The sequence below is a fragment of the Sunxiuqinia rutila genome (assembly GCF_050589705.1).
GTDB classification, from domain to species: Bacteria; Bacteroidota; Bacteroidia; order Bacteroidales; family Prolixibacteraceae; genus Sunxiuqinia; species Sunxiuqinia rutila.
Genome location: NZ_JBNGOT010000005.1, coordinates 324969 through 349127, shown reverse-complemented (window position 1 = coordinate 349127; position 24159 = coordinate 324969). Strand labels below are relative to the sequence as shown.

The 24159-nt window shown below is 43.0% G+C and carries 21 protein-coding genes; 11 read left to right on the top strand and 10 right to left on the bottom strand.

From position 1 onward, the window contains the following. Nucleotides 1-72 precede the first annotated feature (72 nt). The 9 genes from ACRD6K_RS08595 to ACRD6K_RS08555 all read left to right on the top strand — a co-directional run bounded on the left by ACRD6K_RS08595 (nucleotide 73) and on the right by ACRD6K_RS08555 (nucleotide 7932). Nucleotides 73-468 (top strand): (2Fe-2S) ferredoxin domain-containing protein, encoded by a 396-nt coding sequence (locus tag ACRD6K_RS08595; protein ID WP_430972924.1) that lies wholly within the window; start codon nucleotides 73-75, stop codon nucleotides 466-468. A 14-nt stretch (nucleotides 469-482) separates the two neighbouring features. After that, the gene (locus ACRD6K_RS08590) at nucleotides 483-2276 is read left to right on the top strand and encodes an NADH-quinone oxidoreductase subunit NuoF (RefSeq protein ID WP_299577127.1); all 1794 of its coding nucleotides are present in this window, start codon (nucleotides 483-485) and stop codon (nucleotides 2274-2276) included. 20 nt (nucleotides 2277-2296) lie between these two features. Then, entirely contained in the window at nucleotides 2297-4042 is a 1746-nt protein-coding gene (locus ACRD6K_RS08585; protein ID WP_430972923.1) for an NADH-dependent [FeFe] hydrogenase, group A6, read from the top strand. Nucleotides 4043-4109: 67 nt separating this feature from the next. After that, nucleotides 4110-4616 (top strand): NADH-quinone oxidoreductase subunit NuoE, encoded by a 507-nt coding sequence (gene nuoE / locus ACRD6K_RS08580; RefSeq protein WP_430972922.1) that lies wholly within the window; start codon nucleotides 4110-4112, stop codon nucleotides 4614-4616. 302 nt (nucleotides 4617-4918) lie between these two features. Then, nucleotides 4919-5371, top strand: coding sequence for an Hsp20/alpha crystallin family protein (locus tag ACRD6K_RS08575; protein WP_430972921.1), 453 nt, complete (start codon nucleotides 4919-4921; stop codon nucleotides 5369-5371). A gap of 162 nt (nucleotides 5372-5533) precedes the next feature. Continuing rightward, nucleotides 5534-5983, top strand: a complete 450-nt coding sequence (locus tag ACRD6K_RS08570; protein ID WP_430972920.1) for a hypothetical protein — start codon at nucleotides 5534-5536, stop codon at nucleotides 5981-5983. 59 nt (nucleotides 5984-6042) lie between these two features. Next, a complete protein-coding gene (locus ACRD6K_RS08565; protein ID WP_430972919.1) occupies nucleotides 6043-6489 on the top strand; it encodes an Hsp20/alpha crystallin family protein in 447 nt (148 codons plus the stop codon). Nucleotides 6490-6571: 82 nt separating this feature from the next. Further along, complete coding sequence (locus tag ACRD6K_RS08560) at nucleotides 6572-7498, top strand: DnaJ C-terminal domain-containing protein (RefSeq protein ID WP_430972918.1); 927 nt, start codon at nucleotides 6572-6574, stop codon at nucleotides 7496-7498. Nucleotides 7499-7557: 59 nt separating this feature from the next. Further along, complete coding sequence (locus ACRD6K_RS08555) at nucleotides 7558-7932, top strand: hypothetical protein (protein ID WP_430972916.1); 375 nt, start codon at nucleotides 7558-7560, stop codon at nucleotides 7930-7932. A gap of 4 nt (nucleotides 7933-7936) precedes the next feature. On the opposite strand, the gene ACRD6K_RS08550 is transcribed toward ACRD6K_RS08555, so the two are convergent. The 7 genes from ACRD6K_RS08550 to ACRD6K_RS08520 form a co-directional block, all read right to left on the bottom strand. Further along, a complete protein-coding gene (locus ACRD6K_RS08550; RefSeq protein ID WP_299577111.1) occupies nucleotides 7937-9364 on the bottom strand; it encodes a RapZ C-terminal domain-containing protein in 1428 nt (475 codons plus the stop codon). A 214-nt stretch (nucleotides 9365-9578) separates the two neighbouring features. Then, nucleotides 9579-10484, bottom strand: a complete 906-nt coding sequence (locus ACRD6K_RS08545; protein WP_430972915.1) for an exodeoxyribonuclease III — start codon at nucleotides 10482-10484, stop codon at nucleotides 9579-9581. A gap of 322 nt (nucleotides 10485-10806) precedes the next feature. Beyond that, nucleotides 10807-12300 carry a RagB/SusD family nutrient uptake outer membrane protein gene (locus tag ACRD6K_RS08540; protein ID WP_299577107.1) on the bottom strand — a complete coding sequence of 498 codons (1494 nt, stop codon included), beginning with the start codon at nucleotides 12298-12300 and terminating at the stop codon, nucleotides 10807-10809. A gap of 20 nt (nucleotides 12301-12320) precedes the next feature. Further along, nucleotides 12321-15611 (bottom strand): TonB-dependent receptor, encoded by a 3291-nt coding sequence (locus ACRD6K_RS08535; protein ID WP_430972914.1) that lies wholly within the window; start codon nucleotides 15609-15611, stop codon nucleotides 12321-12323. Between the two features lie 187 nt (nucleotides 15612-15798). After that, nucleotides 15799-16806 (bottom strand): FecR family protein, encoded by a 1008-nt coding sequence (locus ACRD6K_RS08530; protein WP_430972913.1) that lies wholly within the window; start codon nucleotides 16804-16806, stop codon nucleotides 15799-15801. Nucleotides 16807-16899: 93 nt separating this feature from the next. Then, complete coding sequence (locus ACRD6K_RS08525; protein WP_430972912.1) at nucleotides 16900-17487, bottom strand: RNA polymerase sigma-70 factor; 588 nt, start codon at nucleotides 17485-17487, stop codon at nucleotides 16900-16902. A gap of 177 nt (nucleotides 17488-17664) precedes the next feature. After that, complete coding sequence (locus tag ACRD6K_RS08520; RefSeq protein ID WP_430972911.1) at nucleotides 17665-18126, bottom strand: DUF4268 domain-containing protein; 462 nt, start codon at nucleotides 18124-18126, stop codon at nucleotides 17665-17667. Between the two features lie 214 nt (nucleotides 18127-18340). Here ACRD6K_RS08520 and ACRD6K_RS08515 point away from each other — a divergent pair, with 214 nt between their 5' ends. Together ACRD6K_RS08515 and ACRD6K_RS08510 are read left to right on the top strand one after the other, a co-directional pair. After that, on the top strand, nucleotides 18341-18718 hold the full coding sequence (locus tag ACRD6K_RS08515; RefSeq protein WP_430972909.1) for a hypothetical protein: 378 nt from the start codon (nucleotides 18341-18343) through the stop codon (nucleotides 18716-18718). Between the two features lie 232 nt (nucleotides 18719-18950). Further along, on the top strand, nucleotides 18951-21221 hold the full coding sequence (locus tag ACRD6K_RS08510; protein WP_430972908.1) for a TonB-dependent receptor domain-containing protein: 2271 nt from the start codon (nucleotides 18951-18953) through the stop codon (nucleotides 21219-21221). Nucleotides 21222-21303: 82 nt separating this feature from the next. On the opposite strand, the gene ACRD6K_RS08505 is transcribed toward ACRD6K_RS08510, so the two are convergent. From ACRD6K_RS08505 to folP, 3 genes are all read right to left on the bottom strand, one after another. Then, nucleotides 21304-22206 (bottom strand): mechanosensitive ion channel family protein, encoded by a 903-nt coding sequence (locus ACRD6K_RS08505; RefSeq protein ID WP_430972907.1) that lies wholly within the window; start codon nucleotides 22204-22206, stop codon nucleotides 21304-21306. Between the two features lie 169 nt (nucleotides 22207-22375). Next, nucleotides 22376-23173: a diadenylate cyclase CdaA gene (cdaA, locus tag ACRD6K_RS08500; protein WP_299577091.1), complete on the bottom strand. Its 798-nt coding sequence runs from the start codon at nucleotides 23171-23173 to the stop codon at nucleotides 22376-22378. Beyond that, the gene (folP, locus tag ACRD6K_RS08495) at nucleotides 23170-24051 is read right to left on the bottom strand and encodes a dihydropteroate synthase (protein ID WP_430972906.1); all 882 of its coding nucleotides are present in this window, start codon (nucleotides 24049-24051) and stop codon (nucleotides 23170-23172) included. The genes cdaA and folP overlap by 4 nt, the downstream gene beginning before the upstream one ends. Nucleotides 24052-24159 lie beyond the last annotated feature (108 nt).

The following is a 24159-nucleotide window of genomic DNA, read 5'->3' as shown; positions in this document are numbered from 1 at the left end:
TGTCTTTATCGTCGGACATTTGAGAAAGGAGACGATTAACCTACTGATTTAAAACAAAAAAAACGATACCTAATGTCAAAAGTAAAGTCACTTGCCGACCTCAAGAAATTAAAAGAGGAGGTTCAATCTAAAATCAAACTTAGAGAAAAAGGGGACCATCCGGAGAATCTGATCCAAATTAAAGTTTCGATGGCCACCTGTGGAATTGCTTCCGGAGCTAAAGACACCATGAACCATTTCATTGAAGAGCTCGACCACCAAGGCATTGATGCCCTGGTTACCCAAACCGGTTGTATGGGATTTTGCTATGCCGAACCGACCATTGAGCTGACCATGCCTGGCCAGGAACCTGTTATTTATGGGTATGTAGACAAAGAGAAGGCTCAGGAAATCATCGACAAACACATCAAACGAAATGAACTGGTTGATGGCATCATCCCGGTAAGTTATAAAACCATTGACGAATAAAAACCACGCAAGGAATGGCTAACTATAAAATGCATTTGCTGGTTTGCGGAGGAACAGGCTGCAAAGCTTCTCAAAGCGGACCAATCAGACGAAATTTTCAAACCCAACTGGAAGAAATGGGGCTGGAACAGGATGTTCAGGTAATTCATACCGGATGTTTTGGTTTTTGCGAACAAGGCCCAATTGTAAAAATACAACCCGATAACACCTTTTACGTTTCAGTAAGCCCTGGAGACACCAAGGAAATTATTGAAGAACATCTAATCAAAGGGCGAAAAGTGGAGCGATTGCTTTACACCGATCCCAACACTCAAATGCCCATTACCGAAAGCAAAAACATGGACTTTTACAAAAAACAAGTCCGCATTGCTTTACGAAACTGTGGATTCATTAATCCTGAAAACGTTGAAGAATATATTGCCAACGAAGGCTATGCAGCCTTGGGCAAATGCCTGGAAGAGCTGACTCCCGAACAAGCCATACAAACCATCATGGACTCAGGCCTGCGCGGTCGGGGTGGCGGAGGTTTTCCTACCGGGCTGAAATGGGACATTACCCGAAAAGTGGAAAACAACCAAAAGTATGTGGTTTGCAATGCCGACGAAGGGGATCCGGGTGCCTTTATGGACCGCTCCATCCTGGAGGGCGACCCGCACACGGTTATCGAAGCCATGGCCATTTGCGGCTATTGCATTGGGGCCGATAAAGGCCTGGTGTATATTCGTGCGGAATATCCGCTGGCCATTGAACGCCTGAAAACAGCACTTAAACAAGCCCGCGAGTACGGCTTGTTGGGCAAAAATATCCTGGGATCCGAGTTCAGTTTTGACATTGAAATCCGCTACGGAGCCGGAGCCTTTGTTTGCGGCGAAGAAACAGCCCTGATCCATTCCATGGAAGGGAAACGTGGCGAACCAACCTTTAAACCGCCATTTCCATCGCAGGAAGGCTATCTGGGCAAACCCACCAACGTAAACAATGTTGAAACCTTTGCCAATATTCCGCCCATCATCAATAAAGGTGCTGCTTGGTTTAGCAGCATTGGTACGGAGAAATCAAAAGGAACCAAAGTATTTGCCCTGGCTGGAAAAATCAACAATGTCGGCTTGATTGAAGTGCCTATGGGAACCACTTTACGCGAAGTTATTTACGACATTGGCGGGGGCATTAAGAATGGCAAAGAATTTAAGTCAGTACAAACTGGGGGACCATCGGGCGGCTGCCTGACCAAAGATTTTCTGGATACCCCTATCGACTATGACAACTTACTGGCTGCCGGCTCAATGATGGGCTCCGGGGGTATGATTGTAATGGACGAGGACGACTGCATGGTATCCATCGCCAAATTTTACCTGGAGTTCACCCTCGATGAATCCTGCGGAAAATGCACCCCTTGCCGTATTGGCAACAAACGGCTACACGAAATTCTGGATAAAATTACCGAAGGAAAAGGAACTGCTGAAGATTTGACCAAATTGCGCATGCTTAGTCATGTTATCAAAGACACTTCGCTTTGTGGCCTGGGGCAAACCTCTCCCAACCCGGTACTTTCTACCCTCGATAATTTCATGAATGAATATGAAGCACATGTCAATGATAGCCATTGTCCGGCGGGGCAATGTAAGGCATTGCTGCAATATCAGATTGATGATGAAAAATGTACCGGCTGTACGTTATGCTTCCGAATTTGTCCGGTTGGCGCAATTTCCGGAGAAAAACGCAGTCCGCATTACATTGATCAGTCGCTGTGTATCAAATGTGGAGCCTGTTTCGAAAAATGTAAGTTTAATGCCATCAAAATTGCCTAACCCTCAAAACTACGCTGGAAATGATCAATTTAACCATCGATAAAAAACCCTTGGTCGTCAAAAAAGGAACTACCATTTTAGAAGCAGCTTCAAGTATTGGCATCGACATTCCAACGCTCTGCCACATGAACCTGCACGACATGAACATTGAAAACAAACCCGGTGGATGCCGGGTGTGCGTGGTCGAAGTAAAGGGCCGTCGAAACCTGGCTCCTGCTTGCTGCACCGAAGTAGCAGAAGGCATGGAGATCAGCTCACACTCCATTCGGGCAATCAACGCCCGCCGGACCGTTGTTGAACTGATTTTATCTGATCACCCGGCCGATTGCCTGGTATGCGCCAAATCAGGCAACTGCGACCTGCAGGATCTGGCTCATCATCTTGGCATTCGCGAAATTCACTACCAAGGCGAACAATCACACTATCGCGAAGATACCAGCCCGGCCATCATCCGTGAGATGGACAAGTGCATCCTTTGCCGACGCTGCGAAACCATGTGCAACCAGGTGCAAACCGTTGGTGTACTTTCCACCATCAACCGTGGTTTTCACTGTGTAGTATCCCCTGCTTTTGAAATGAATCTCGACCACTCTTCCTGTACGTATTGCGGACAGTGTGTGGCCGTTTGCCCAACAGGCGCCTTAACCGAAGTGGATGAAACCGGTGCCGTGATTCGTGCCCTCTCCGACCCGACCAAAACGGTGATTGTACAAACTGCCCCGGCGGTACGTGCCGCCCTGGGCGAAGAATTTGGCATGGAAGCCGGAACCCTGGTAACCGGAAAAATGGCTGCAGCCTTACGCCGACTTGGCTTCGATTATGTGTTTGACACCGATTTTGCAGCCGACCTGACCATCATGGAAGAAGGAACCGAATTGCTTGAACGACTCAACAAATACCTGGCCGGTGACCAGGAAGTGAAGTTGCCAATCCTGACTTCGTGCTGCCCGGCCTGGGTGAAGTTTTTCGAGCATCAGTTTCCCGATCTGAAAGACATTCCGTCAACAGCACGCTCCCCCCAGCAAATGTTTGGCGCCATTGCCAAAACGTATTTTGCCGATAAGATGAAGGTAAAACGCGAAGACCTGGTGGTTGTTTCCATCATGCCTTGCGTGGCCAAAAAATACGAAAGCAGTCGCGATGAATTTGCCGTAAATGGCAATCCGGATGTCGATCATGCACTAACAACACGTGAACTGGCTCAGCTGATCAACCTGGCCAACATCGATTTTAAAGCTCTTCCCAATGAAGAATTTGATCAACCAATGGGTGAATCAACCGGAGCCAGTGTTATTTTCGGAACTACCGGAGGTGTAATTGAAGCCGCCGTGCGCACGGCCTACGAAGTACAAACCGGCAAAACATTGGAGCGCCTCGATTTTGAAGAATTGCGCGGCATGGAAGGGCTGCGGAAAGCAACCATCGACTTTGACGGCTTACCAATCAATATTGGGATTGCCCACGGCCTGGGAAATGCCCGAAAGTTGCTGGAAGAAATAAAAGCCGGCAAAAGCGAGTTTCATGCCATTGAAATCATGTCTTGCCCCGGTGGTTGTATTGGCGGCGGTGGCCAGCCTTATCATCATGGCGATGTGGAGGTTTTGAAAAAGCGCCAGAAAGCAATTTACGCTGAAGATAAAAGCAAAACCATTCGCAAATCGCACGAAAATCCGTACATCAAAAAACTGTACGATGAGTTTCTGGGTGAACCGCTCAGTGAAAAAGCACATCACCTGCTGCACACCGAGTATTTTGACAGAAGTTGAAACGAGTCTTGAGTATCGCGTTTCGTGTTACGAGTATTCAAAAAAGAACTGAATTAAAAAGAAGACAATGCCAAAAATAAAACTTTCCGAAAAGACCATTAGCCAGATTAAGGAAATCTGTGTTCAGTTTGACAACCAGGAAGGAGAACTAATTAATGTTCTGCACCAGGTGCAAAGCAAGCTGGGCTATTTGCCCGCTGAGGTACAGGAAGTAATTGCCAAAGAACTGAACATGTCAGTCGCCAAAGTATATGGTGTGGTGACTTTCTATTCGTTTTTTACCATGCTGCCCCAAGGCGAGCACCCCATTTCTATTTGCATGGGAACAGCCTGCTACGTGCGTGGCGCTGAGCAGGTGCTGAGCGAATTCAAACGCCAGCTCAATATTGAAGTTGGCGAAACCTCCCCCGACGGTAAATTTTCACTAAGCAGCCTGCGTTGCGTAGGCGCCTGCGGGCTAGCCCCCGTAGTTACCGTAGGCGAAAAAGTCTATGGACGGGTTTCTCCGCAGCAGGTTGGAAAAATTATTGCGGAGTACCAGGAAGGATGTCCTTCCGAGGCACAATCAGCCTAGCCCATAAAAAGAAATTCTGAGCTTGTTTGCAGGGATTTACGTCTACTGCAAGCAAGCTCAGGTAAACATATTCACCTCTCCCTTTTACAGGCAATCTCCTTGCCTGCAAATCATGGCCATTTTCCTGCTAACAAACTGCCATATTGACATTCAATGCATGAATCTTTCTTCCAGTGCAATCGTAATTATAAGCGTGAAGACACTGAACAAATGACAGCTTGAACTTGAAAAATTGTCCATCCAAATGCACTGGCACTTATTTTGATTTTTTCGAGTTGAAATTAAATGTCTAACTAAAAAGTATGGAGGATAAAATTATGGCACTACCAACATTTTCGAATCAGTACCCGGATTTATTTGACCGCTTTTTTGACAACAATTTATTCGATTGGTCAAACCGGAATTATTCAAACACCAACACAACCCTACCCGCAGTCAACATCAAAGAAGACCTTGATGGGTTTGAGGTTGAAGTAGCTGTTCCGGGCTTTGATAAAAAAGATTTCAAAATTGATCTGAACAACAATTTGCTGACCATCTCTTCGGAAAAGAAAGTGGAAGACGAAACCAAGGAAGGCCAGCAATTTACTCGCAGAGAATTTAGCTACCAATCATTCTGCCGGACATTTACCTTGCCCGACACCGTAAAAACAGACAGCATTGTAGCTAAATATGAAAACGGCATCTTGCGTGTAGAAATTCCGAAAAAGGAAGAAGTAAAACCCAAGCCACCAAAGCAAATTGAAATTAAATAGAAATTGATTCATCTCTGTTAACGGAGCGTCCGCACGTTTGGACGCTCCTGAATAAACAGCTCATTCACTGGTCTTAATTAGGCCAGGAACGATCGACGGAACGCATAAAAAGACAGCTTGCAGTTGCCAACTTAATTGTCTAACCACAAAACAAGGAAGACTATGAAGTACATTGGCTTATCAACAACGCTTTTACTCTTTTTGCTTAGCAGTTGTTCCGGTCAACCCCGTTCGGAACAAACGGAATCACTGGATTCGATAGCACCCAAAACCGACATTGTTGTTAACCGACAATTCGATGAAAACGGGAACCTTATCCGGTACGACTCAACGTATACACAGTTTTACAACAGTATTGAACAAGACAGCCTTCTGGCTGACAGCATTTTGAGTGAATTCAAAAATCGCTTCAATTTGCAGTATCCGTTCTCTGACAGGTCGTATTTCAACGATTTCTTTTTTCAGGACTCCTTGTTGCAATACGATTTCTACAAGAAAAACTTTTTCTACGAACGGTTTCAAAACAACATGAAGCGAATGGACTCTCTTTTTCAGGAAATGGATTCCATGAAGAATCGCTTTTTCATGGACCAGTTTCCGCAGAACAAATAAACTTTTCCCTGTGGGGATTACTAAAAAATAAAGTTTAACGATTAAAAACGGAGGTTGTTATGAATGGAATTAGAAAACATGAAAACTTACCACTCTGGCCAAAATTGTTCAATGATTTTTTTGACCGGGACTGGATGAATTTCTCAACCCGCAACTTTTCAAATACCAATACGACGCTTCCTTCCGTAAATATCAAGGAGGACGACAATGGGTTTGAAGTTGAGATGGCTGCACCGGGCTTTGAAAAGAACGATTTCAAAATCGATCTGGACAATAGCATGCTCACCATTTCTTCAGAAAAAAAAGTGGACAGCGAAACCAAAAAGGGCCAGCAGTTTACCCAGCGTGAATTCAGCTACCAATCGTTTAGCCGTTCATTTACGCTTCCACAGTCAGCTGAAAGCGAAAAAATTACGGCCAGCTATGCCAATGGTATTTTAAAAATCGCGATTCCGAAGAAAGAAGAAGCGAAACCGAAACCAGCCAGAAACATTGAAATTAAGTAATGGAAGGCGGAACCTGTCTTCAGTTTAAAGGGGTGCTCCGTCAGGGAACACCCTTTTTTTATTGATTCGCAAACAAAAAACAATGCAATACAAAGATTACTATAAAATACTGGGGGTTGACAAGAATGCTTCACAGGCTGAAATCAAAAAAGCCTACCGTAAGCTGGCAGTCAAGTATCATCCGGATAAAAATCCCGGGGATAAGGAAACCGAGAACCGCTTTAAGGAAATCAATGAAGCCCACGAAGTCCTCAGCAAACCCGACAAGCGCAAAAAATACGATGAGCTGGGCGAAAACTGGAACCGCTATGGACAAGCAGGACCATATGGCAGCGAAAATCCATTTGCTGGTTACCGACAGCAAGGCCAATCGTTTTATTCGGAAGAGGATTTGAATGATGTTTTCGGAGGTTTTGGCTCATCTGGCTTTTCTGATTTTTTCGAAGCTTTTTTTGGTCAAGGCAGACCATCTGGCAGATCAGAAAGTAATTTTAATTTCAGAGGGCAAAACCTGAATGCACAGCTGTCACTTAGTCTGGAAGAAGCCTTTCATGGCACCAGCAAACTCATTCAGCTACAGGATGAAAAAATCAGGTTAAAAATTAAACCCGGAGCCTACGATGGGCAAGTACTGCGCATAAAAGGGAAAGGCGGAAAAGGAAGTGACAAAAGCAATCAGGGCGACTTGATGGTAACCGTGCAGCTATTGCCACATCCCAGCTTTGAGCGGGTAGGCAATGACTTAAAAACGCGTCAGCAAATCAACCTGTTTGATGCTGTGCTCGGCGGCGAAGTTCAGGTTAATACCATGGACGGCAAAATTAAAATCAAAATTCCGGCCGGAACAAAAAATGACAAAGTGCTGCGGGTAAAGGGCAAGGGAATGCCGGTTTATGGCAAGCCCGGACAAAAGGGGGACCTACTGGTTCAACTTCAGGTTTCAATTCCGGATAAGCTAACCCCTGCCCAGAAAGAACTGTTTGAAAAGCTTCGGCTAAGTTTCAACTGAAGTAGTGATTTGAAAATTCCGTTTAACCAATATTCAGCAGACGAAAAAACAAGGACATCATGAAAGATCTAATTCATTATCCACCTAACGAAGTTGAATGGCTTAATACCTTGGATGAGCTGGTGCACGACCGGGAGTTAAAATACCAGTGTGCTGATCTTTATCAAGCCGGCGTTGAGGATGAAACAGAACTGCTTTCGGCAATTCGACATGCCAACCAAAGCTTATTCCGCTCGGGGCTCAATCCCCACCATTACATCAAACCACTTTTTGTCACCGCTGTTGAAAGTGGGCAAACTTATCACGATTGGAAAATGAGTGCCGCTGGCTTTCTGTTGGTGCTTTTCAGCGCCAACCAGTCCAGCCGGAAATTTAACCGATTTAAGATTGCCCTTATCAATCGCTTGCTTGAAGATGCAGACCGCTCAGACTGAACTGCTAGAAATCCTGCTCCCGATGGGTCAGAATAACATTCAAATCGTATTTTGCCTGGAGGTGTGCAGCCACCTGTTCCGCCGAATAAACCGACCGATGCTGGCCTCCTGTACAGCCAAAGTTCACGCTTAAGTGCGTAAAGCCGCGCGAAAGGTACATTTGTACCGATTGATCGACCAGTGCATACACATGACTTAAAAACTCAGCAATCTCGGAGTTAGCCTCCAGAAAATCAATCACAGGCTGGTCTTTCCCGGTAAGCTGCTTGTATTGCTCGTAGCGCCCGGGATTGTGAATTGCACGGCAGTCAAAAATAAAACCGCCACCATTGCCCGACGGGTCAGCCGGTAATCCTTTCTTATACGAAAAGCTTCCCACGCGAACCGTTAACTTTCCTTGTTGTACCCCAATTTTTTTCAGAAATTCCGATTCACTTACGGCTTCCAAGACCTTGAAAAGTTCCGGCAAAGCAATCGTAATCGTATTGTTTTTCAGCAAATAGCTCAAGTTCTCCAGGGCAAACGGAATACTTTTCAGGAAATGTTCCTTCTTCTCATAAAAACCACGGAACCCATAGGCTCCCATGGCCTGCATAATCCGGATCAAGGCATAACCTGTAAAATAGGCCTTAAACTCATCCCGATCAACCGTGATGTGCTTTTCCAGTTCATCCAGGTAAAACTCCAACAGCTCGTTGCGAATCGCTTGCGGAATATCGGCTTTTGCATCATAAAGCAAGGAAGCAATATCATACTGCAAAGCACCTTTCCGGCCCCCTTGGTAATCGATAAAAGCAACCTTGTTGTCGTGAAGCATGATGTTGCGCGACTGAAAATCACGGAACAGGAAAAAATCATTGTCTGCAGCCAGCAGGTAATCACTGAAATGCTGGAAATCATCTTCCAGGGCCTGCTCATCGAAAGGAATTTTAGCCAGCTTCAGGAAATAATATTTGAAGTAGTTCAAATCCCACATCATCGACTGCTTATCAAAAGCTGCACGCGGATAACAGAAATCATAATTGATTCCCTTCCCTGCCGTGATTTGCAATTTGGGAAGCTCCATCAACACTTTTTTATACACGTTGACAATCTTCTCCGAAAAACCTTCCAACTCCCGTGTCCGACTGAGGTATTCAAACAAGGTCAGGTCTCCCAGGTCTTCCTGAATGTAGCAGGTTTTCTCCGGGTTCACCGTGTAAATTTCAGGCACAGCAACGCCTTGCCTAAAAAAGTGATCCGAGAACTCCAGGAAAGCGGTGTTCTCTTTCACATCCTGATTCCAGGCGCCAATGGCCTGATGATTGGCACTTTTTATGCGACAATATTCGCGGTACGAGCCTGATGGCGGCAATACTTCAAAAGCAGTCATTTCTTCCTTGAAATGGCCTTCGTAGAGTCGAATAATTTCTTCCTTTATCGTTAAGTCCAAAGCGTTCCTTTTTTAGTCATGAAAAACAAAGATAAAAGAAAATCGACAGCTCCGAAGTTTAAATTCGTCTGCTGTTTTTAGGTCTTTCAACCCATCGTTTATTCCTACGGATTTTAGTATTCTGAAACCACCTCACCCCCAGCCTCCCTAAAACAGCAGCAAAGCGAAAGAAGAGTATTAAAGCAAGAAAAAAGAACCGGCAAGTTAATCGGACCTATTCGGCACTAAAAACAGCAATCACCGGATAATGATCGGACAATAACCAGTTAGTTTCGCCATTGCCAACCCAGGCTTTCACACATTGCTGCTCCAGCTCCGGAGACACCAGGATATAATCAATTCGCTCTTTACGCCTGTCCAATGACTCTGGCTCTTCCTTATTGACGACAGCCAGCGCCCTTGCCGGGAAACTTCCGCGCTGAGCCATTCCCTGTGTGTGCTTACGAACGACATCCCCTAAAGGCAATGACAGAAAAGAAGAAATAACCGCATAATCAAAATCGCCATTGACCAAGTTGCCTTCCAGTCCTTTTCCTTGATTGCCCTTTTTCATTCGAGTCAACAAAGGACCGTTCGGATCATACAAATCAGCATCAAAAGGCGAATGTGCATTGAAATCGCCCATCACCATATAGCGGGGATTCTGCTCGCGAATCTCTTCAATTTTGTGGACCAATAATTTCGCTTCATCCCTTCTCCTTTGAATGCTACCGGGATGCAGATGAACCACCAAAAAGTCAACGCCATTTGATTGGCAATGCAAGGCTCCGTGATGCAGTCCCTCCAAAAGCTTTTCCTTCAATTCAATGGGAAATCGAGAGGTGAGTCCCACCGAATAACCTGTGGTTCTAAGCAATACCGAATAAGCATGTCCCCACGATTTGGCATCTTCCTTCAACTTTTCAGGCGTGTATTTACAGAGTTCCTGCAAGGCCACCACATCGGGCTGTTGGTCAGCCACCCACTGTTGTAGCGCGACGCGGCGGGCATCATCTTTTCCCCAGTCAAAACCATTCCAAATGTTGTAGCTAATCACTTTTAGTTGCTCTTTCGGCGATTGAGAAAAGCCTGAGTTTATTGTCAACAATGCAATTGAAAGAAGTAGTAGTAAACGTTTCATGAGTAAATCGTATTTTAAGGGTTCAAATCATTTTTAACAAGCCAACACATATTCCCATTCAGTGCAATTTAATGCAACTCTAGAAGAACAAAGAGATCTCAAGCCTATAACGTTGTTTGCTAAGCAAAAACATACAGGAAGCTCATCATGTGTATATAGTTATTAACTCCATGGCGTAAGATAAAAACAATCGCTTTTAACCACACCATGGAGTTATTATTTCTGTAATCTTAAATAAGTATCCGAGAAATTTTCGTCAATAAGGTAATCTCTTAAAAACAGACATTACTTTATCGAGAACTAAGCAGATACGCATAGCCAATTAGTAACCGTCATTCTGTACCAAGTTATCATTAATGTCAATCTCGGATTGTGGAAAAGGCCACAGATAGTGTTTTTGTTCAAAAATCCGTGTAACACCTGGATCTTCAATTTGAGGGATCACAGTATGTGCAATTCCCCATCGTTTAAGATCAAAGTACCTGATCCCTTCCATGGCTAACTCAACTCTTCGTTCATTCCTTATTTTTTCTCGAAGTTCTTCTTTGCTCAAACCTGAGACTGCAGGCATATCAACTCCAGCTCTTGCCCTTACCTCGTTCAAGGCGTCATAAACTGACTGGTCAGGGCCATCTGCTTCATTTTTAGCTTCGGCATACATCAATAACACATCAGCATATCGTAAAATAATGACATCCTGTGCACTTTTAATAGTGCCGGTAACAGGAGCCTGTGTGCGATCGATATACTTTTCCCAGGCAAAGCCTGTTGTTAGAAATACCTCATCGACAACACCATTTCCATATTCCCAAGGTTCACCGGGAAGAAAAATCGTTAAGTCAAGACGAGGATCTCTGTTTTCATACGGGTTTTCCGGATCAAATAAAGGAGACTCGGAGATTGATTTACCATCTTTACATTCATAGGCATCAACCAATCCTTGCAAAGGAGAACAAGAACGCCAACTACCATACATGATATCTAAATGGCTTACTTTATCAGGAGCTGTATAAACGGAAGAAAAAATGATTTCCGGATTTCCATCCTGACTTTGACCATTGAACATTCCGGCAAAATCATCCGACAGTGAAAATTTCTTATCATCGATCACTTGCTTCGCCGCCTGAGCAGCTTCAGCCCAACGACTTTCAGTCATCAACACACGAGCTTTTAGGGCAAGTGCTGATCCTTTTACAGCTCTTCCTGAGTAGGCTGTATTCGGGAGGTTAGCTATGGCATATTCCAAATCATCCAACACTTCTTTAACAACTTCCTCACGCGTGTTTTTAGGCAAGTCCATATTATCAATATCAACTTCGCCTGTAATAATAACGCCGCCATACACCTTAACCAAGCGAGAATAGTACAGCGCTCTTAAAAAACGCACTTCGCCAATATACTGTTTGCGGACGGTCTCATCCAGTTTTTCAACCGAATCAATATTGCGAAGGAAGAAATCACAAGTTGCAATGGCTTTATAATTTAAGAAGTACCAATCCCGTACAATTCCTCCGGTAGTTGACTCAATTAGTCCACGAGAAGGTGCCGGAAAGTTACTTGGCCAGCCGGCATTAGTATATCCATCATCCGAAAGTGCTTCCCATTGAGCAGTAAGTCCTCCAAATCCGGCTTCCCAGCCGACAGGACTTAGTGGGTCATAACAGGCTGAAAGTGCCCCCATCACATCCTGTTCACTTTTCCAAAAAGTTTCGGATGAAATAGCTGACAAGGGACTTCGATCCAGAAAATTATCTTGACAAGACGACAAAGCAAGTACGATTGCTAGTACTCCAATATGGTATATTATCTTTTTCATATCAACTGCTTTTTAAAACATTAGAATTTGACATTCACTCCAAGAGAGTGTACTTTGTTTTGTGGATAAGCGGCATATTTTCCACTATTAGAAACCCGCTCCGGATCAACCCCATCCAATTTACTAAACGTCAGAATGTTATCTCCTGAATAGTAAACTCGTACATTTTTAAGCTTTAGCTTAGACACAAGTCGTTGAGGTAAGGTGTAACCAACTTGAAGGTTCTTCAATCTCAAAAAGTCAGCATTATGCAAATAGTAGCTTGAGTAAGATCCTTCAATAGCCCGATGATAGAAACCAGCATAAATAGCAGGCATCTCATTGGTTGGGTTTTCGGGAGTCCAACGGTCTGTCAACCATTTTTTAGAAGGAGGTGTTCCTTTATAAAATGGGTCCATTCCTTGTTCATTCAGATACAACTTCCGTCCTTCAACGCCAAAGAACTGAGCATTAAAATCGAAGTTTTTCCATGATGCATTAAGGTTAAACGAATAGGAGAATTTCGGGAAAGCACCATCCATATAAACCCGGTCATTCTGATCAATAACTCCGTTATCATCCACATCTCTGAACTTAATATCTCCAGGCTTAGGCTGATTTGGATGAGTTGCTGAATTCTCTACATCTTCCGGTGATTGAAAGATACCAACCCATTCATACATGTACCATGTTCTCCAAGGTCTTCCTTCTTCAATGATGGTATTTCCTGAAATCTCTTTTTCTCCAAATTTCTCTACCTCATTCTTATAACTTTGCAAGTTAAACGACAAACCATATCTAAACTCATCGATGTTATCCGTATAACTTACGTCAAATTCATATCCGGTATTTCTCATCTCACCACCATTAATTACCGGTCCTTGAAGGCCATAGAAGCCACCAACCTGTTTTCTTCTCAGAATATCATAGGTAAACTTGTTGAACCAGTCGAATGTAAAGTTGAAACGGCTGTCAAACAACGACAAGTCAAACCCAATATCATAAATCTGCGTGGTTTCCCACTTCATGTTCTGATCCACAATTGAAGTTGGCTTCGCACCTGACACCAAAGCTCCATCAAAAGGATACCCTTTAATAATTGAAAGAATATCCTGGTAAGGGTAATAGCCAATATCTTGGTTACCTAACACGCCGTATGAAGCACGAACTTTTAAGTTTGATAAGGACTGAACATCTTCTAAGAATGATTCTTCAGATACTCGCCAGGCCGCAGACATCGATGGAAAGAACCCCCAACGGTTGTCTTGGCTAAACCGGGAAGAGCCATCGTATCTTCCATTCACTTCAAACAGGTACTTTTCCTTGAAATTGTAATTCAAACGTCCAAAATAAGACAAGATCGCCCATTCCTCTGACGTTCCGTTTACGGTTTGTCCATTACTTGATCCAGCATCCAATTCCTGTGCTGAACTGTTAAAAAAGCCTTCTCTGAAACCACCGAGCGTTTCATACTTGTAACTTTCCTGCTGGTATCCAACAAGTGCTTTCAGGTTATGACTCCCAAAATCTTTATCAAAGGTTAAATGAGAATACAAAACGGGCTGAATGTCGTTAAACTGAGAGATTGACAACCCAGCTTTTCCATATGCCAAAAGCTCGGCGTATTCTCCCGTATTGTAATGATAGGTTTTAACGCCGTCAGAGTACCAGGTTTTGTTTTTGGTATTGTTAATGTTGATTCCACCCTTAACTGTCCAACGAAGGAAGCTAGCCAGCTTAACATCAACAAAAGCACTACTTTGCATGCCAAATCCTTTGGTATTGCTTGAGGTTGTCTCAATTATCGCATAAGGATTGGGTTGAAACTTATTTTCGTACTCATCGAGAAAAGCATTCTTCACATAGTCGCCGTTGGGAAGTTTAGGTTTGTAAGTTGGCCCTTGCGAAAGAATAACTGCATACTGATCAGTACCGCCACCAGGTGTCCGGTCCGTAATTTCGTAGTTCAAGCCAACATTTGCTCCAAAAGTAATACGGTCATCCAAAGATGACGTAATATTGAACTGCGTGTTATATTTCTTGTAGTAGAAAGGTTTCATAACCCCTGGCTCATCATTGAGACCAAAACTTACACTGTAAGTCGTCTTCTCAGTACCACCAGACATGCGCAAAAAATGATTTTGCACCCAGGCTGGATTAACCATCAAATCAAGCCAGTCGGTATTGGGGTATTTATCCCTGTCGGTGGCATTTCGATACGCATTAATTTCCTCTTCCGTATAGGGTACCGGACGTCCTCCGGTATGCTCCATCGCTTCATTATACAATTCCATATAATCAGCCGAGTTCGTAACTAAGTCTGGCAATACAGTTGGTGAATAATTCCCCAGGTTAAAACCATATTCAACCGACAATTGTCCTTTAGTTCCTTGTTTGGTGGTTATCAAAATAACACCATTGGCAGCCCGCGATCCATAAATTGAAGCTGAAGCAGCATCTTTCAGCAGGGTGATTGCTTCGATATTGTTTGGGTTGATGGATGACATATCTCCTGGAATTCCGTCAATCAATACCAATGGATTTTTACCTGCTCCATCAAAAGTTCCAAGTCCTCTAATTTGCAACGAATTGGAGTTATTTCCAGGCTCTCCTGAATTTTGAATCACCTGCAATCCCGGAAGTTTCCCTTGCAGCATTGACTCAGGGCTGGTGATTACGCGTTTGTTTAAGTCTTCGCTAGTCATTGTCGCAATAGCTCCGGTCAAGTTAATCTTCTTCTGTGTTCCATAACCAATCGCCACAACTTCATCCAGGCCAATGGCATCTTCGCTCATCGAAATATTGATCACGGATTGTCTTCCAACCTGAACTTCCTGCGTCTTCATTCCCACAAAGGAAAATACCAATACGCCTTCCACCGGAACATCAGCAATGGTGTATTCTCCATTAAAGTCACTAACTGTTCCCTGGTTGGTTCCTTTGATCAAAACAGTTACTCCGGGCAAAGGCTGTCCAGCCATATCAACAATTTGTCCTGATATTTTCACCTGTTGTTGAACAACTCCATTCCCTTCCTTAGGATAAATCATCACATGGCGATCGATAATGCGAAAATCAATTTGCTCATCTCTAAAAATTTGAGCCAAGGTTTTTTCAATAGAAGTTGTATTGACGCGAATTGTTACCCGTCTTTCCACATCAACCTTTTGATTATCGTACATGAAGGTGTACTCCGATTGATTTTCAATTTCGTTCAGAATTTCACGAATCTGCTTGTTTTCGAGATTTAGGTTAAGTTTTGTGTTTTGTGCAAATCCGGAAGCCATGGAATTGATGACGATACCGAGCACAAGAAAAAGAGTCAGTCTCATGATTAGAAAGAGTTTTTTACATCGGGGGAGTCCCAATGCAGGTTCAAACCATTTTTTTTTCATAATTTTGAATGATTAGTTTTTGAATTTTAAAGGTTCCAATTTGTTTGGTAGACGGCTGGATACCTGTCAAATTCAGATTCGACATTAAAAAGGCAGGGGAGTTAATCGCTTCCCTGTTTTATTTTCACTTATTCTTATAGTTTATCATTACTTCGTCTCCATCAATTTTGTATTCAATTGGTGTAATTACTGAAATCAGATCCAGCACATCTCTCAAACTTTCGGTCTTTACCTTAAAAGTATAATTGTGCTTTGTTAGCATTTGTGAATCAACCGTAATTTTGACCCCATACCAGCTTTCCAATATCTGAATGACTTCTTCCAATGGATCATCCACAAAGATGAGCATGTTATCTTTCCAGGCCACCAAGCGTTCAATATTTGAAACTTGTTGAACTGTCCCCTTCCCATTGGCTAAAGTAAACTGTTCACCTGGCTTAAGCTCGGTTAGCGGTTGGTTTTGCTTGCCAAATACCTTTACCTTCCCTTCGAGCAGTGCCACATCAACTTGTTTGCTTCTCTCGTTTTCCCGAACATTAAATTGGGTTCCAAACACCCTAACATCAACCTTCTCGGCATGTACAACAAATTGCCTTTGCTTGTCTTTTGTCACATCAAAAAAGCACTCGCCAACAATATAAACATCACGGGTTTTCTGCTTAAAAGAAGTTGGGTAGCGAATCTCAGCTCCTGAGTTAAGCCATACACATGTGCTGTCTGGCAGAATAACCTGCGTGCGACTCCCCTTTGGAGAGATCACGGTTGTGTAAACCTGTTCGTTTGCAAAAAAGCTGGAAAAGTTCCCCATCCACATTCCACTGAGGAAAACCAAGACAAGAACCGCGGCTGCAGCGACCCAACGATAAACTCGAAGTGGAATCAAACGTTTTTGAGGTTGCTTTTCAATTCGGGTAAGTAGCTTACCCCATAGTTTTTCAGTATCGGGTGAGTAAAAATTGACCTTCTGATTTGAGATTTGCCAATCACATAGAATCTGCTGATAAGTCTTCGCATTTTCATCAGACTCACTCAACCAATCTTTCAGCAACTCTTTTTGCTGAGAAGAAGCATTGCCTTTGAGTTGGGCTGAAATAATCTCCCAAGGTATTTTTTCTTGATTCATCGGTTTCATTGACAAATTATTTTTCCAACCTGCTTTAACCAGGCTGTTTATTCTTATAGTCGCAGATACCTCATGAATCCCTCAAGCAAAAAATGCTTTTTTTTAAAAAAAATTAGAGATGATCCAAAAAGCGAAGATTTGCTTGTAATAGGGCCGTAGTTTTTCGCGAAGTTTCCGCAGGGCTATTCCAACATGATTCTCCACCGTCTTTACACTTAAACCCAGTTCATCCGCGATTTCTTTGTACGAAAGATTTTGCTCCCAAGCCATTTGGTAAATCCGCTTGCTTTGTTTGGGTAAGCTATCGATTGCATTATTGATCATTTGCTGTAATTCCTCATTCTCTAAAATATATTCAGCTGAAATGGGATCAACAGCATCTGGAGCTTCAAATCCAAGGTCTGTAAAGAAGTTTTTTTGTTGTTTTCGGAAATAGGATACTGCCTGGTTTTTAGCAGCTGTAAATAAGTAATTTCGAAACGATGATTTTATTTCGATGTCTTCCCGCTTTTCCCACACATAAGCGAAAATATCCAGCGCAAGCTCTTCCGCGAGGTTTTTATCGTGTAAATAAATCAACAGGAAATTGCAGAGGTCTGCAAAATGATGGTCAAAAAGATAACGATAAGCTTTAAGGTCTCCTTTGGCAACCTCGACCATAGCAACATTATCGTTTAGGTATGTATTCATTGTTAGGTATTGCTAATCTTACTGCAATGATACTAATTTGTATCGACAATGAGATTTTACTTCTCCCATTTTAACGATCAAGTTTTCCTCAAATCCCCAACAATCAGTCCCCTCAGAAGCTTATAACGAAAACGTTTTCATAGCATTCAGGCATCAGGCATGCTAACAGTTTTTTCCTCATTCCTGTTCCTTCAAAATATCGCGAATATCCAGGAAGTTGGTCTCCAATCGGAGCATATTTTCAATGAAAAAGTTATAAATATCAGGCCATTGGTTTTGGCGATGAATATCGAAACCTTCCTGCTCCACGTATATCCGGCACACTTCTTTTCCGGTTTCGCGTATAAACAAGAAATCCCAAATCAATCCATTCTCAAAGCCATCTTCCAAAATTGCCTTGTATGATTGTAATTTCTCAAACAAATCGAGCCGTTTACTTTCACTCCGATGATTCAACTCAATCATAACTCGGGCAGCTTTCCGGTCAACCTCAAACTTCAGGTCCAGCCCCGCTATTTTGGTGTCATACAACATCCATTTCTTTCCTCTCTCCTGCAGTTCAGGAACAATCTTGCATCGTTGTCCAAACAGGATCCAGAATTGCTTACGCAGTTGTTTGGCTTCTTCTTGTGTATACATTAAAAATAATTGAGCCACAAAAATACAATGGTTCTTCGGAATGAGAAACAAAAAGTAAGCAATTATGGATCCACACTCATTCTGGCATTCATTAGCCACAATCGTTCGGCTACAGGATTGCAAAATGAATACCAAAACTGAACAAATGCCCTCTTTCTTTGTCTTTGAATAAAAACCAAAAAGCACAGCGTTGACCTTTTTCAAAAACCTACTTATGCCGGCAAAACAGTTCCTTTCGATTTTGCTTATACTGGCCATCGGCTTACATCTGTTTGCCGAGGTAGGCATCTACTTTTCCTTCAAAATTAATCAGGATTATATTGCGGAATTTCTGTGTATTGAAAAAGATATCCCCGACTCGAGCTGCCAAGGATGTTGCCAGCTAAAAAACAAGCTGGAAGAACACGAAAAGCAAAAACAGGAAGCCCCCCAATCCGAAAACAAGAAATACGAAATTCAATTATTTACCGATGACTCCGGAATAAAACAAGAGCAATTCCCAACCGTTGAGATCATTGGTTATCAAATCGTCTACACAAAAGGAGTTTTATTAGCCTATTCGCTTTTTCACCCTCCGAAAGATCAAGCCTGACCTTATCGTAGAATACGCTTTTTAAACTAGTGTCCGGTCCAAAACTGCTTACGTCTTGAAGTGTTTGATAAGAAAACTTCGAGAACAAGGCTTGCGATCTCTGATAATCAAGGAGTTTACAGGTCGTAAATGACTGTTTTCAGAAAGAGCGCAACGCAGTTATCGGAGTTTTCCTGCAAACACTAGCTTCTAATCAGTACAAAATCAATACAAACACCTTATTCAATTCATAATGAATAAATTACTTGATCGTTTTTACAGCCGAATTGGGGTGACACTTAGCTTGTTAATTCTCAGTTTTACACTGCAAGCGCAAACGCCCTACTTAAAACTGGTTGATGAAGATACCCGTCAACCAATTGAAAATGCCAATTATGCCTACGGCTCAAAACAAGGCATTTCATCCATCGATGGTGAAATCTCATTTGTTTATCAAGAAGATGTTCCATTAATCATTTCACACATTCAATATGGGAAACTCAGTTTCACGCCTGAAGAAGTTGCTGAAGCCATCAAAAAACAGGTGTTGGAACTAAGTCCCAAAAGCCACAATTTACAACCTGTTACTTTTTTAAGTATTCATCCAGAAGCCGGAGAACAGGAAGAAATGACTTTTCGAATTCAGGATAAACTTGCTCATGATGCCGGTCAGGTATTGGAGCAATTCAGTGCCATTTCGAGCATCCGAAAGAGTGGAGCCTATGGTTTCGATCCCGTACTCCGTGGATTTAAATATGACCAGCTCAACCTGGTCATTGATGGAACCCAGAGTGCAACCGCAGGCTGTCCCAATCGCATGGATCCCGCATCCAGTCAAATTCCACTAAATATGATCGTCCAGGCAGAAGTGCTAAAAGGACCACACAGCCTTCGTTATGGAAGCGCCTTTGGAGGAACCATCAACTTTAAGAGTGCACCATCTCATTTTTCTGAGCAAGCGAAACTGGGCGGACGATTGGGAAGCAGCTTTGAAACCAATGGTTCCATCAGCCGGTCGGAAGCCCTTGTTGGCTTAAGTAACAAAGCTGTTGACCTTCGTTTATTTGGGGCTTTATCCACCGGAGATGATTATACCGATGGCGATGGGCTTAGCGTTCCTGCTCGTTTTTATCGAACCAATTTTGGAGGAAAGTTCGGGTTTAAGCTCAGTCAAACACAACAACTACATCTATTGGTTTCAAATAACTATGCCAAAGATGTGGATTTCCCCGCTCTCCCGATGGACTTGCGAAAAGATGATACCTGGCTGCTGAATTTAGGGCACGAAGCCTTGTTTTACAAAGGCAAGCTTTCCTCATGGAACACGACCCTTTATGCGACATGGGTCGATCACCTGATGGATAATTTCGATAAGGAAATCACCCCCCGAATGGTTGACGCCAGCACGGCAGCAAAAACAAACAATGCCGGAGGACGCACAGAATTAAGGTTTGACCTTAACAATGACTGGTTTTTTGTAGGAACAGACATGCGCTATGAAAAAGCAGAAGGGACCCGCGAACGAAACCTGCTCATGGGCCCTATGAAGGGACAAACCCTATATGACAATGTTTGGCAAGATGCCTCGATCCGGAAAAATGGTTTGTTTGCAGAGTACCATCATCAAGGACAAGGCTATCATTTGGTTTTCTCCGGACGCCTGGAACTAAACCATGCGGAGGCCGGCAATCCTGATGAAAAGTTTGCAGAGAACTATTCCGACATGAGCTCAGACTTGTTCAATCCCTCATTCAGCCTGGGAGGAACAAAAACAATCACCGAACGCTTTTCGATGGGACTCTGGCTAGGAAGTGCCCAACGAAGTGGAGGACTGGCCGAACGCTATATCAATTTCCTTCCTATTGGAGTTGATCCCTATGAAATGCTTGGAAATCCGGAATTGAAAGCTGAAAGCAATAACCAAGCCGATTTGGTTTTCAACTACAAAACAGATCAAACAGCTATCGACCTGAACTTGTTTGCCTCTTTTATAAATAACTACATCAGCTCTGAAATACGAGAAGACTTGCAACCCCGTATGAGTTCGTCACCAGGCGTTCGTCAATTTGTAAACCGAGATAAGGCTCGACTTACCGGATTCGAGTTCAGTTGGCGACAACTGCTTACTCGGCATTGGCAACAAGTGGCGACGCTGGCTTACACGCATGGAGAAAACACGACAACTGATGAAGCACTACCCGAAATTCCTCCGATGGAATTTCGCTATCGCTTGCTTGGAAAGTTTGTTGATGAAAAGCTACGAACCGAGATTAGCTATCGACATGCTTTTGAGCAAAACCGCATTGCTACGACTTATGGAGAAACCAAAACCCCAGCTTTCGATTTAATCGATTTGAAAGTTTCTTATCTCCTGTTTAATCGTCTGCAGGCAACAGCTGCTGTTCAGAATTTGTTTGATAAAGCCTACTATGAACACTTGGCTCGCTCGGTGAGAAGTGCTGAAAGCCGCCCGATCTATTCACCAGGACGGAGTTTCAACTTTAGCTTAAGCTACCAGTTTTAAGATTTGCAATTATTCGTTCGGGTTGGAGGAATCCACCCCGGACGTTTTTAATGATTAAGCCAGCACCACATTCACTGACGAACTAATCGAAGCTTTTACTTTTCAGATGAAGATCACGTTGCGGGAATGGTATTTCAACCGTATTCTCCCGGAATTGCTTGTCAATTTCAAAACGAATATCACTCTTAATATTCTCAACCAGAAAATCATTCGCGGTCCAGAAATAAAGCTCAAAATCAAGCGAAGATTCCCCAAAATCCTTGAACCTAACAAAGGGTGCCGGGGTTTTAACAACTTGCGAATGTTCCTTGGCTACTTGCAGCAAAATGCGCTCAACCAGTCTGACATCAGACCCATAAGCCACTCCCACTGACACAAAGAAACGCGTGACATCAGCATTGTGACTCCAGTTGATGACTTCCTGTCCTGTGAAACGGGAATTCGGGACAATGATAACGACATTATCGCGGGTAAGAATTTTGGATACACGCAGGCCAATGTCCAAAATACGCCCAACAACACCTTCCAACTCCACCACATCATTGACTTTTACCGAGCCATCAAACAGAATTATAATTCCAGAGAAGAAATCGTTGAAAATATGCTGCAACCCAAATCCAACGCCAATCAACAAGGCTGAAATACTCGCAATCAGAAGGGTCACCTTAAACCCCATACTGCCAATGAGGATAATAATTCCAACCAGCCAAATGAGGTATTTTACAATTTGAAGAAAAGACTTGCCTCGGCCAATATCCAGTTTCTTGCTTTCAATGCGGGCATCAAACCAGTATTCAACCGCAAACGAAAGCCCGTTTATGAAATAGAGTAAGATGAGTATGATAAAAATATTGTAGATCCGAAACTGGAACTTTTCATCGGCATACAATTCATAATTAAACACCGTAGAAACCTGCACATCAAGCACCTTCAGAAATAAAAGCAAAAAGGTACCACTAACAAAAAGACGGGCCCCCTGATGCAAAAAGCGTTTAAACCGGGAAGAAAGTTTCTTCGAATCACTTAACCTACTGATGAGGCGATGAAGAAATTGGAGCAGAAAAAAACTGAAAATTAAAAGGGAAACAATAAAAATCAAATCCAGCAGGTCTACTTCAAAACTACCGGATTGTAGGATTCGAATATGTCTCAGGCTAGTCAACATCGTCTATCTCAATAATAATGTCCTCCAAAATATTACTCAGTTCAATAACAGATATATTCTGTGTTAGTTTACCCTGCCGGGCAACAGAGATATGACCATTTTCCTCTGAAACAACAATGGCAACGGCATCGGTGTTTTCTGTAATTCCAACCGCTGCGCGGTGTCTCAGCCCCAGCAAAGGGTTCAGATCCTCCTTATTGGTTAATGGCATAATGCAGCGGGCTGCAGCAATTTTGTTTCGGTTAATGATTACCGCGCCGTCATGCAAAGGGGTATTTTTAAAAAAGATGGTTTCAAGCAGTGCATCCGAAATCCGGGCATTAATTTTTTCTCCGGTCCGCACATAATCTTTCAGTTCCGAATCCTGCGCAATAACAATTAAAGCCCCTGTTTTCGTCTTTGCCATATTTTCGCAGGCTCTGGAAAGCATGCGTAAATGCTGCCCTGAAGCGACTCGAGTCTTGTCGAAGCTAAAGAGTTTTTCAACACTCAAGAATCTTTTCACTTGCGGATTACTACCAATAAGCAGCAAAAAGCGACGGATTTCGGGCTGAAAAACAACGATGAGTGCCAAAATACCCACACCGATAAACTGCCCCATAATTGATCCCAGAAGCTCCATGTTTAAAGCGCGTACCAACAACCAAAAAAGGTACACTAAGAACAGGCCAATGAAAATATTGAACGCTACGGTTCCTTTAATGAGCAAGTATAGCTGGTAGAGCAGAAAGGCTACCAGCAAAATGTCTAAAACATCAAGAAATCGTAAGGTTATAAATAGGTTCATACGCTAGCTACTTCTTTCAGCTTGGTAAAAATTCGAACGGATTCAACAGCTTCTTTCACATCATGCACCCGTAAAATATCAGCCCCGCCCAGCAGCGCCATGGTGTTTGCTGTAATTGTTCCACCCAAACTATTTGCTGCATCTACATCCAGTAACTTTTGAATCATGGATTTCCGGCTAACTCCTACCAAAACCGGCAATTGGAAAACTTTAAAGGCATCCAGCCTGTTGAGCAAATCGTAGTTATGGTCAACGGTTTTTCCAAAGCCAAAGCCCGGATCAAGAATGACATCTTTCACACCCGCCTTTGTTAAACGCCGTACGCGCTCTGAAAAATATTTGGAAATATCCTTTATAATATCGTCATATTGCGGGTTCTCTTGCATGGTTTGCGGATTGCCACGAATATGCATTAAAATATAAGGTAACCCCATTTTACCTACCGTGTCAAACATATGCTCATCAAAATCGCCACCAGAGATGTCATTAACAATGCATTCGCCACATTCATCCACCACCCGTAGAGCCACCCACGAGCGAAAGGTATCAATGGAAACCGGGATTTCCGGAAACCGTTTCCGCACGGCTGCCACAGCTGGCAACAAACGCAATAGTTCTTCCTTGGTTGATGTAGCACCTGAGCCCGGCCGTGTAGAAACTGCTCCAATATCAATAATCGAAACGCCTTCTTCGATCATCTGCTCAGCCCGGCGTAGAATCGCATCTTCGGTTTCATACTTGCCACCATCAAAAAACGAGTCGGAACTTACGTTTAAAATTCCCATCACAATTGGGTTACTCAGATCAATCAACTGACCATTGAGGTTAATTGAATGCTTTCGTTTAAAAAACTTACTCGTCGAACTTGTGACCAACATAAAACATAATAATTTGAGGAGTTAGACAATACCAACTACAAAAGTAAGATAAAGCCAACAAAATACGCATTTAATTTCTATTTTTATGGCCCAATATTAAAAAGCAAA

Bases quoted from the DNA above. Each gene is read 5' to 3' on its own strand.
- nuoE (WP_430972922.1), top strand. From the start codon at position 4,110: ATGCCAAAAATAAAACTTTCCGAAAAGACCATTAGCCAGATTAAGGAA.
- folP (WP_430972906.1), bottom strand. From the start codon at position 24,051: ATGTTGGTCACAAGTTCGACGAGTAAGTTTTTTAAACGAAAGCATTCA.
- ACRD6K_RS08595 (WP_430972924.1), top strand. From the start codon at position 73: ATGTCAAAAGTAAAGTCACTTGCCGACCTCAAGAAATTAAAAGAGGAG.
- ACRD6K_RS08510 (WP_430972908.1), top strand. From the start codon at position 18,951: ATGAATAAATTACTTGATCGTTTTTACAGCCGAATTGGGGTGACACTT.
- ACRD6K_RS08590 (WP_299577127.1), top strand. From the start codon at position 483: ATGGCTAACTATAAAATGCATTTGCTGGTTTGCGGAGGAACAGGCTGC.
- ACRD6K_RS08575 (WP_430972921.1), top strand. From the start codon at position 4,919: ATGGAGGATAAAATTATGGCACTACCAACATTTTCGAATCAGTACCCG.
- ACRD6K_RS08540 (WP_299577107.1), bottom strand. From the start codon at position 12,300: ATGAAAAAGATAATATACCATATTGGAGTACTAGCAATCGTACTTGCT.
- ACRD6K_RS08530 (WP_430972913.1), bottom strand. From the start codon at position 16,806: ATGAAACCGATGAATCAAGAAAAAATACCTTGGGAGATTATTTCAGCC.
- ACRD6K_RS08570 (WP_430972920.1), top strand. From the start codon at position 5,534: ATGAAGTACATTGGCTTATCAACAACGCTTTTACTCTTTTTGCTTAGC.
- ACRD6K_RS08555 (WP_430972916.1), top strand. From the start codon at position 7,558: ATGAAAGATCTAATTCATTATCCACCTAACGAAGTTGAATGGCTTAAT.
- ACRD6K_RS08525 (WP_430972912.1), bottom strand. From the start codon at position 17,487: ATGAATACATACCTAAACGATAATGTTGCTATGGTCGAGGTTGCCAAA.
- ACRD6K_RS08560 (WP_430972918.1), top strand. From the start codon at position 6,572: ATGCAATACAAAGATTACTATAAAATACTGGGGGTTGACAAGAATGCT.
- cdaA (WP_299577091.1), bottom strand. From the start codon at position 23,173: ATGAACCTATTTATAACCTTACGATTTCTTGATGTTTTAGACATTTTG.
- ACRD6K_RS08520 (WP_430972911.1), bottom strand. From the start codon at position 18,126: ATGTATACACAAGAAGAAGCCAAACAACTGCGTAAGCAATTCTGGATC.
- ACRD6K_RS08565 (WP_430972919.1), top strand. From the start codon at position 6,043: ATGAATGGAATTAGAAAACATGAAAACTTACCACTCTGGCCAAAATTG.
- ACRD6K_RS08535 (WP_430972914.1), bottom strand. From the start codon at position 15,611: ATGAGACTGACTCTTTTTCTTGTGCTCGGTATCGTCATCAATTCCATG.
- ACRD6K_RS08585 (WP_430972923.1), top strand. From the start codon at position 2,297: ATGATCAATTTAACCATCGATAAAAAACCCTTGGTCGTCAAAAAAGGA.
- ACRD6K_RS08545 (WP_430972915.1), bottom strand. From the start codon at position 10,484: ATGAAACGTTTACTACTACTTCTTTCAATTGCATTGTTGACAATAAAC.
- ACRD6K_RS08515 (WP_430972909.1), top strand. From the start codon at position 18,341: ATGCCGGCAAAACAGTTCCTTTCGATTTTGCTTATACTGGCCATCGGC.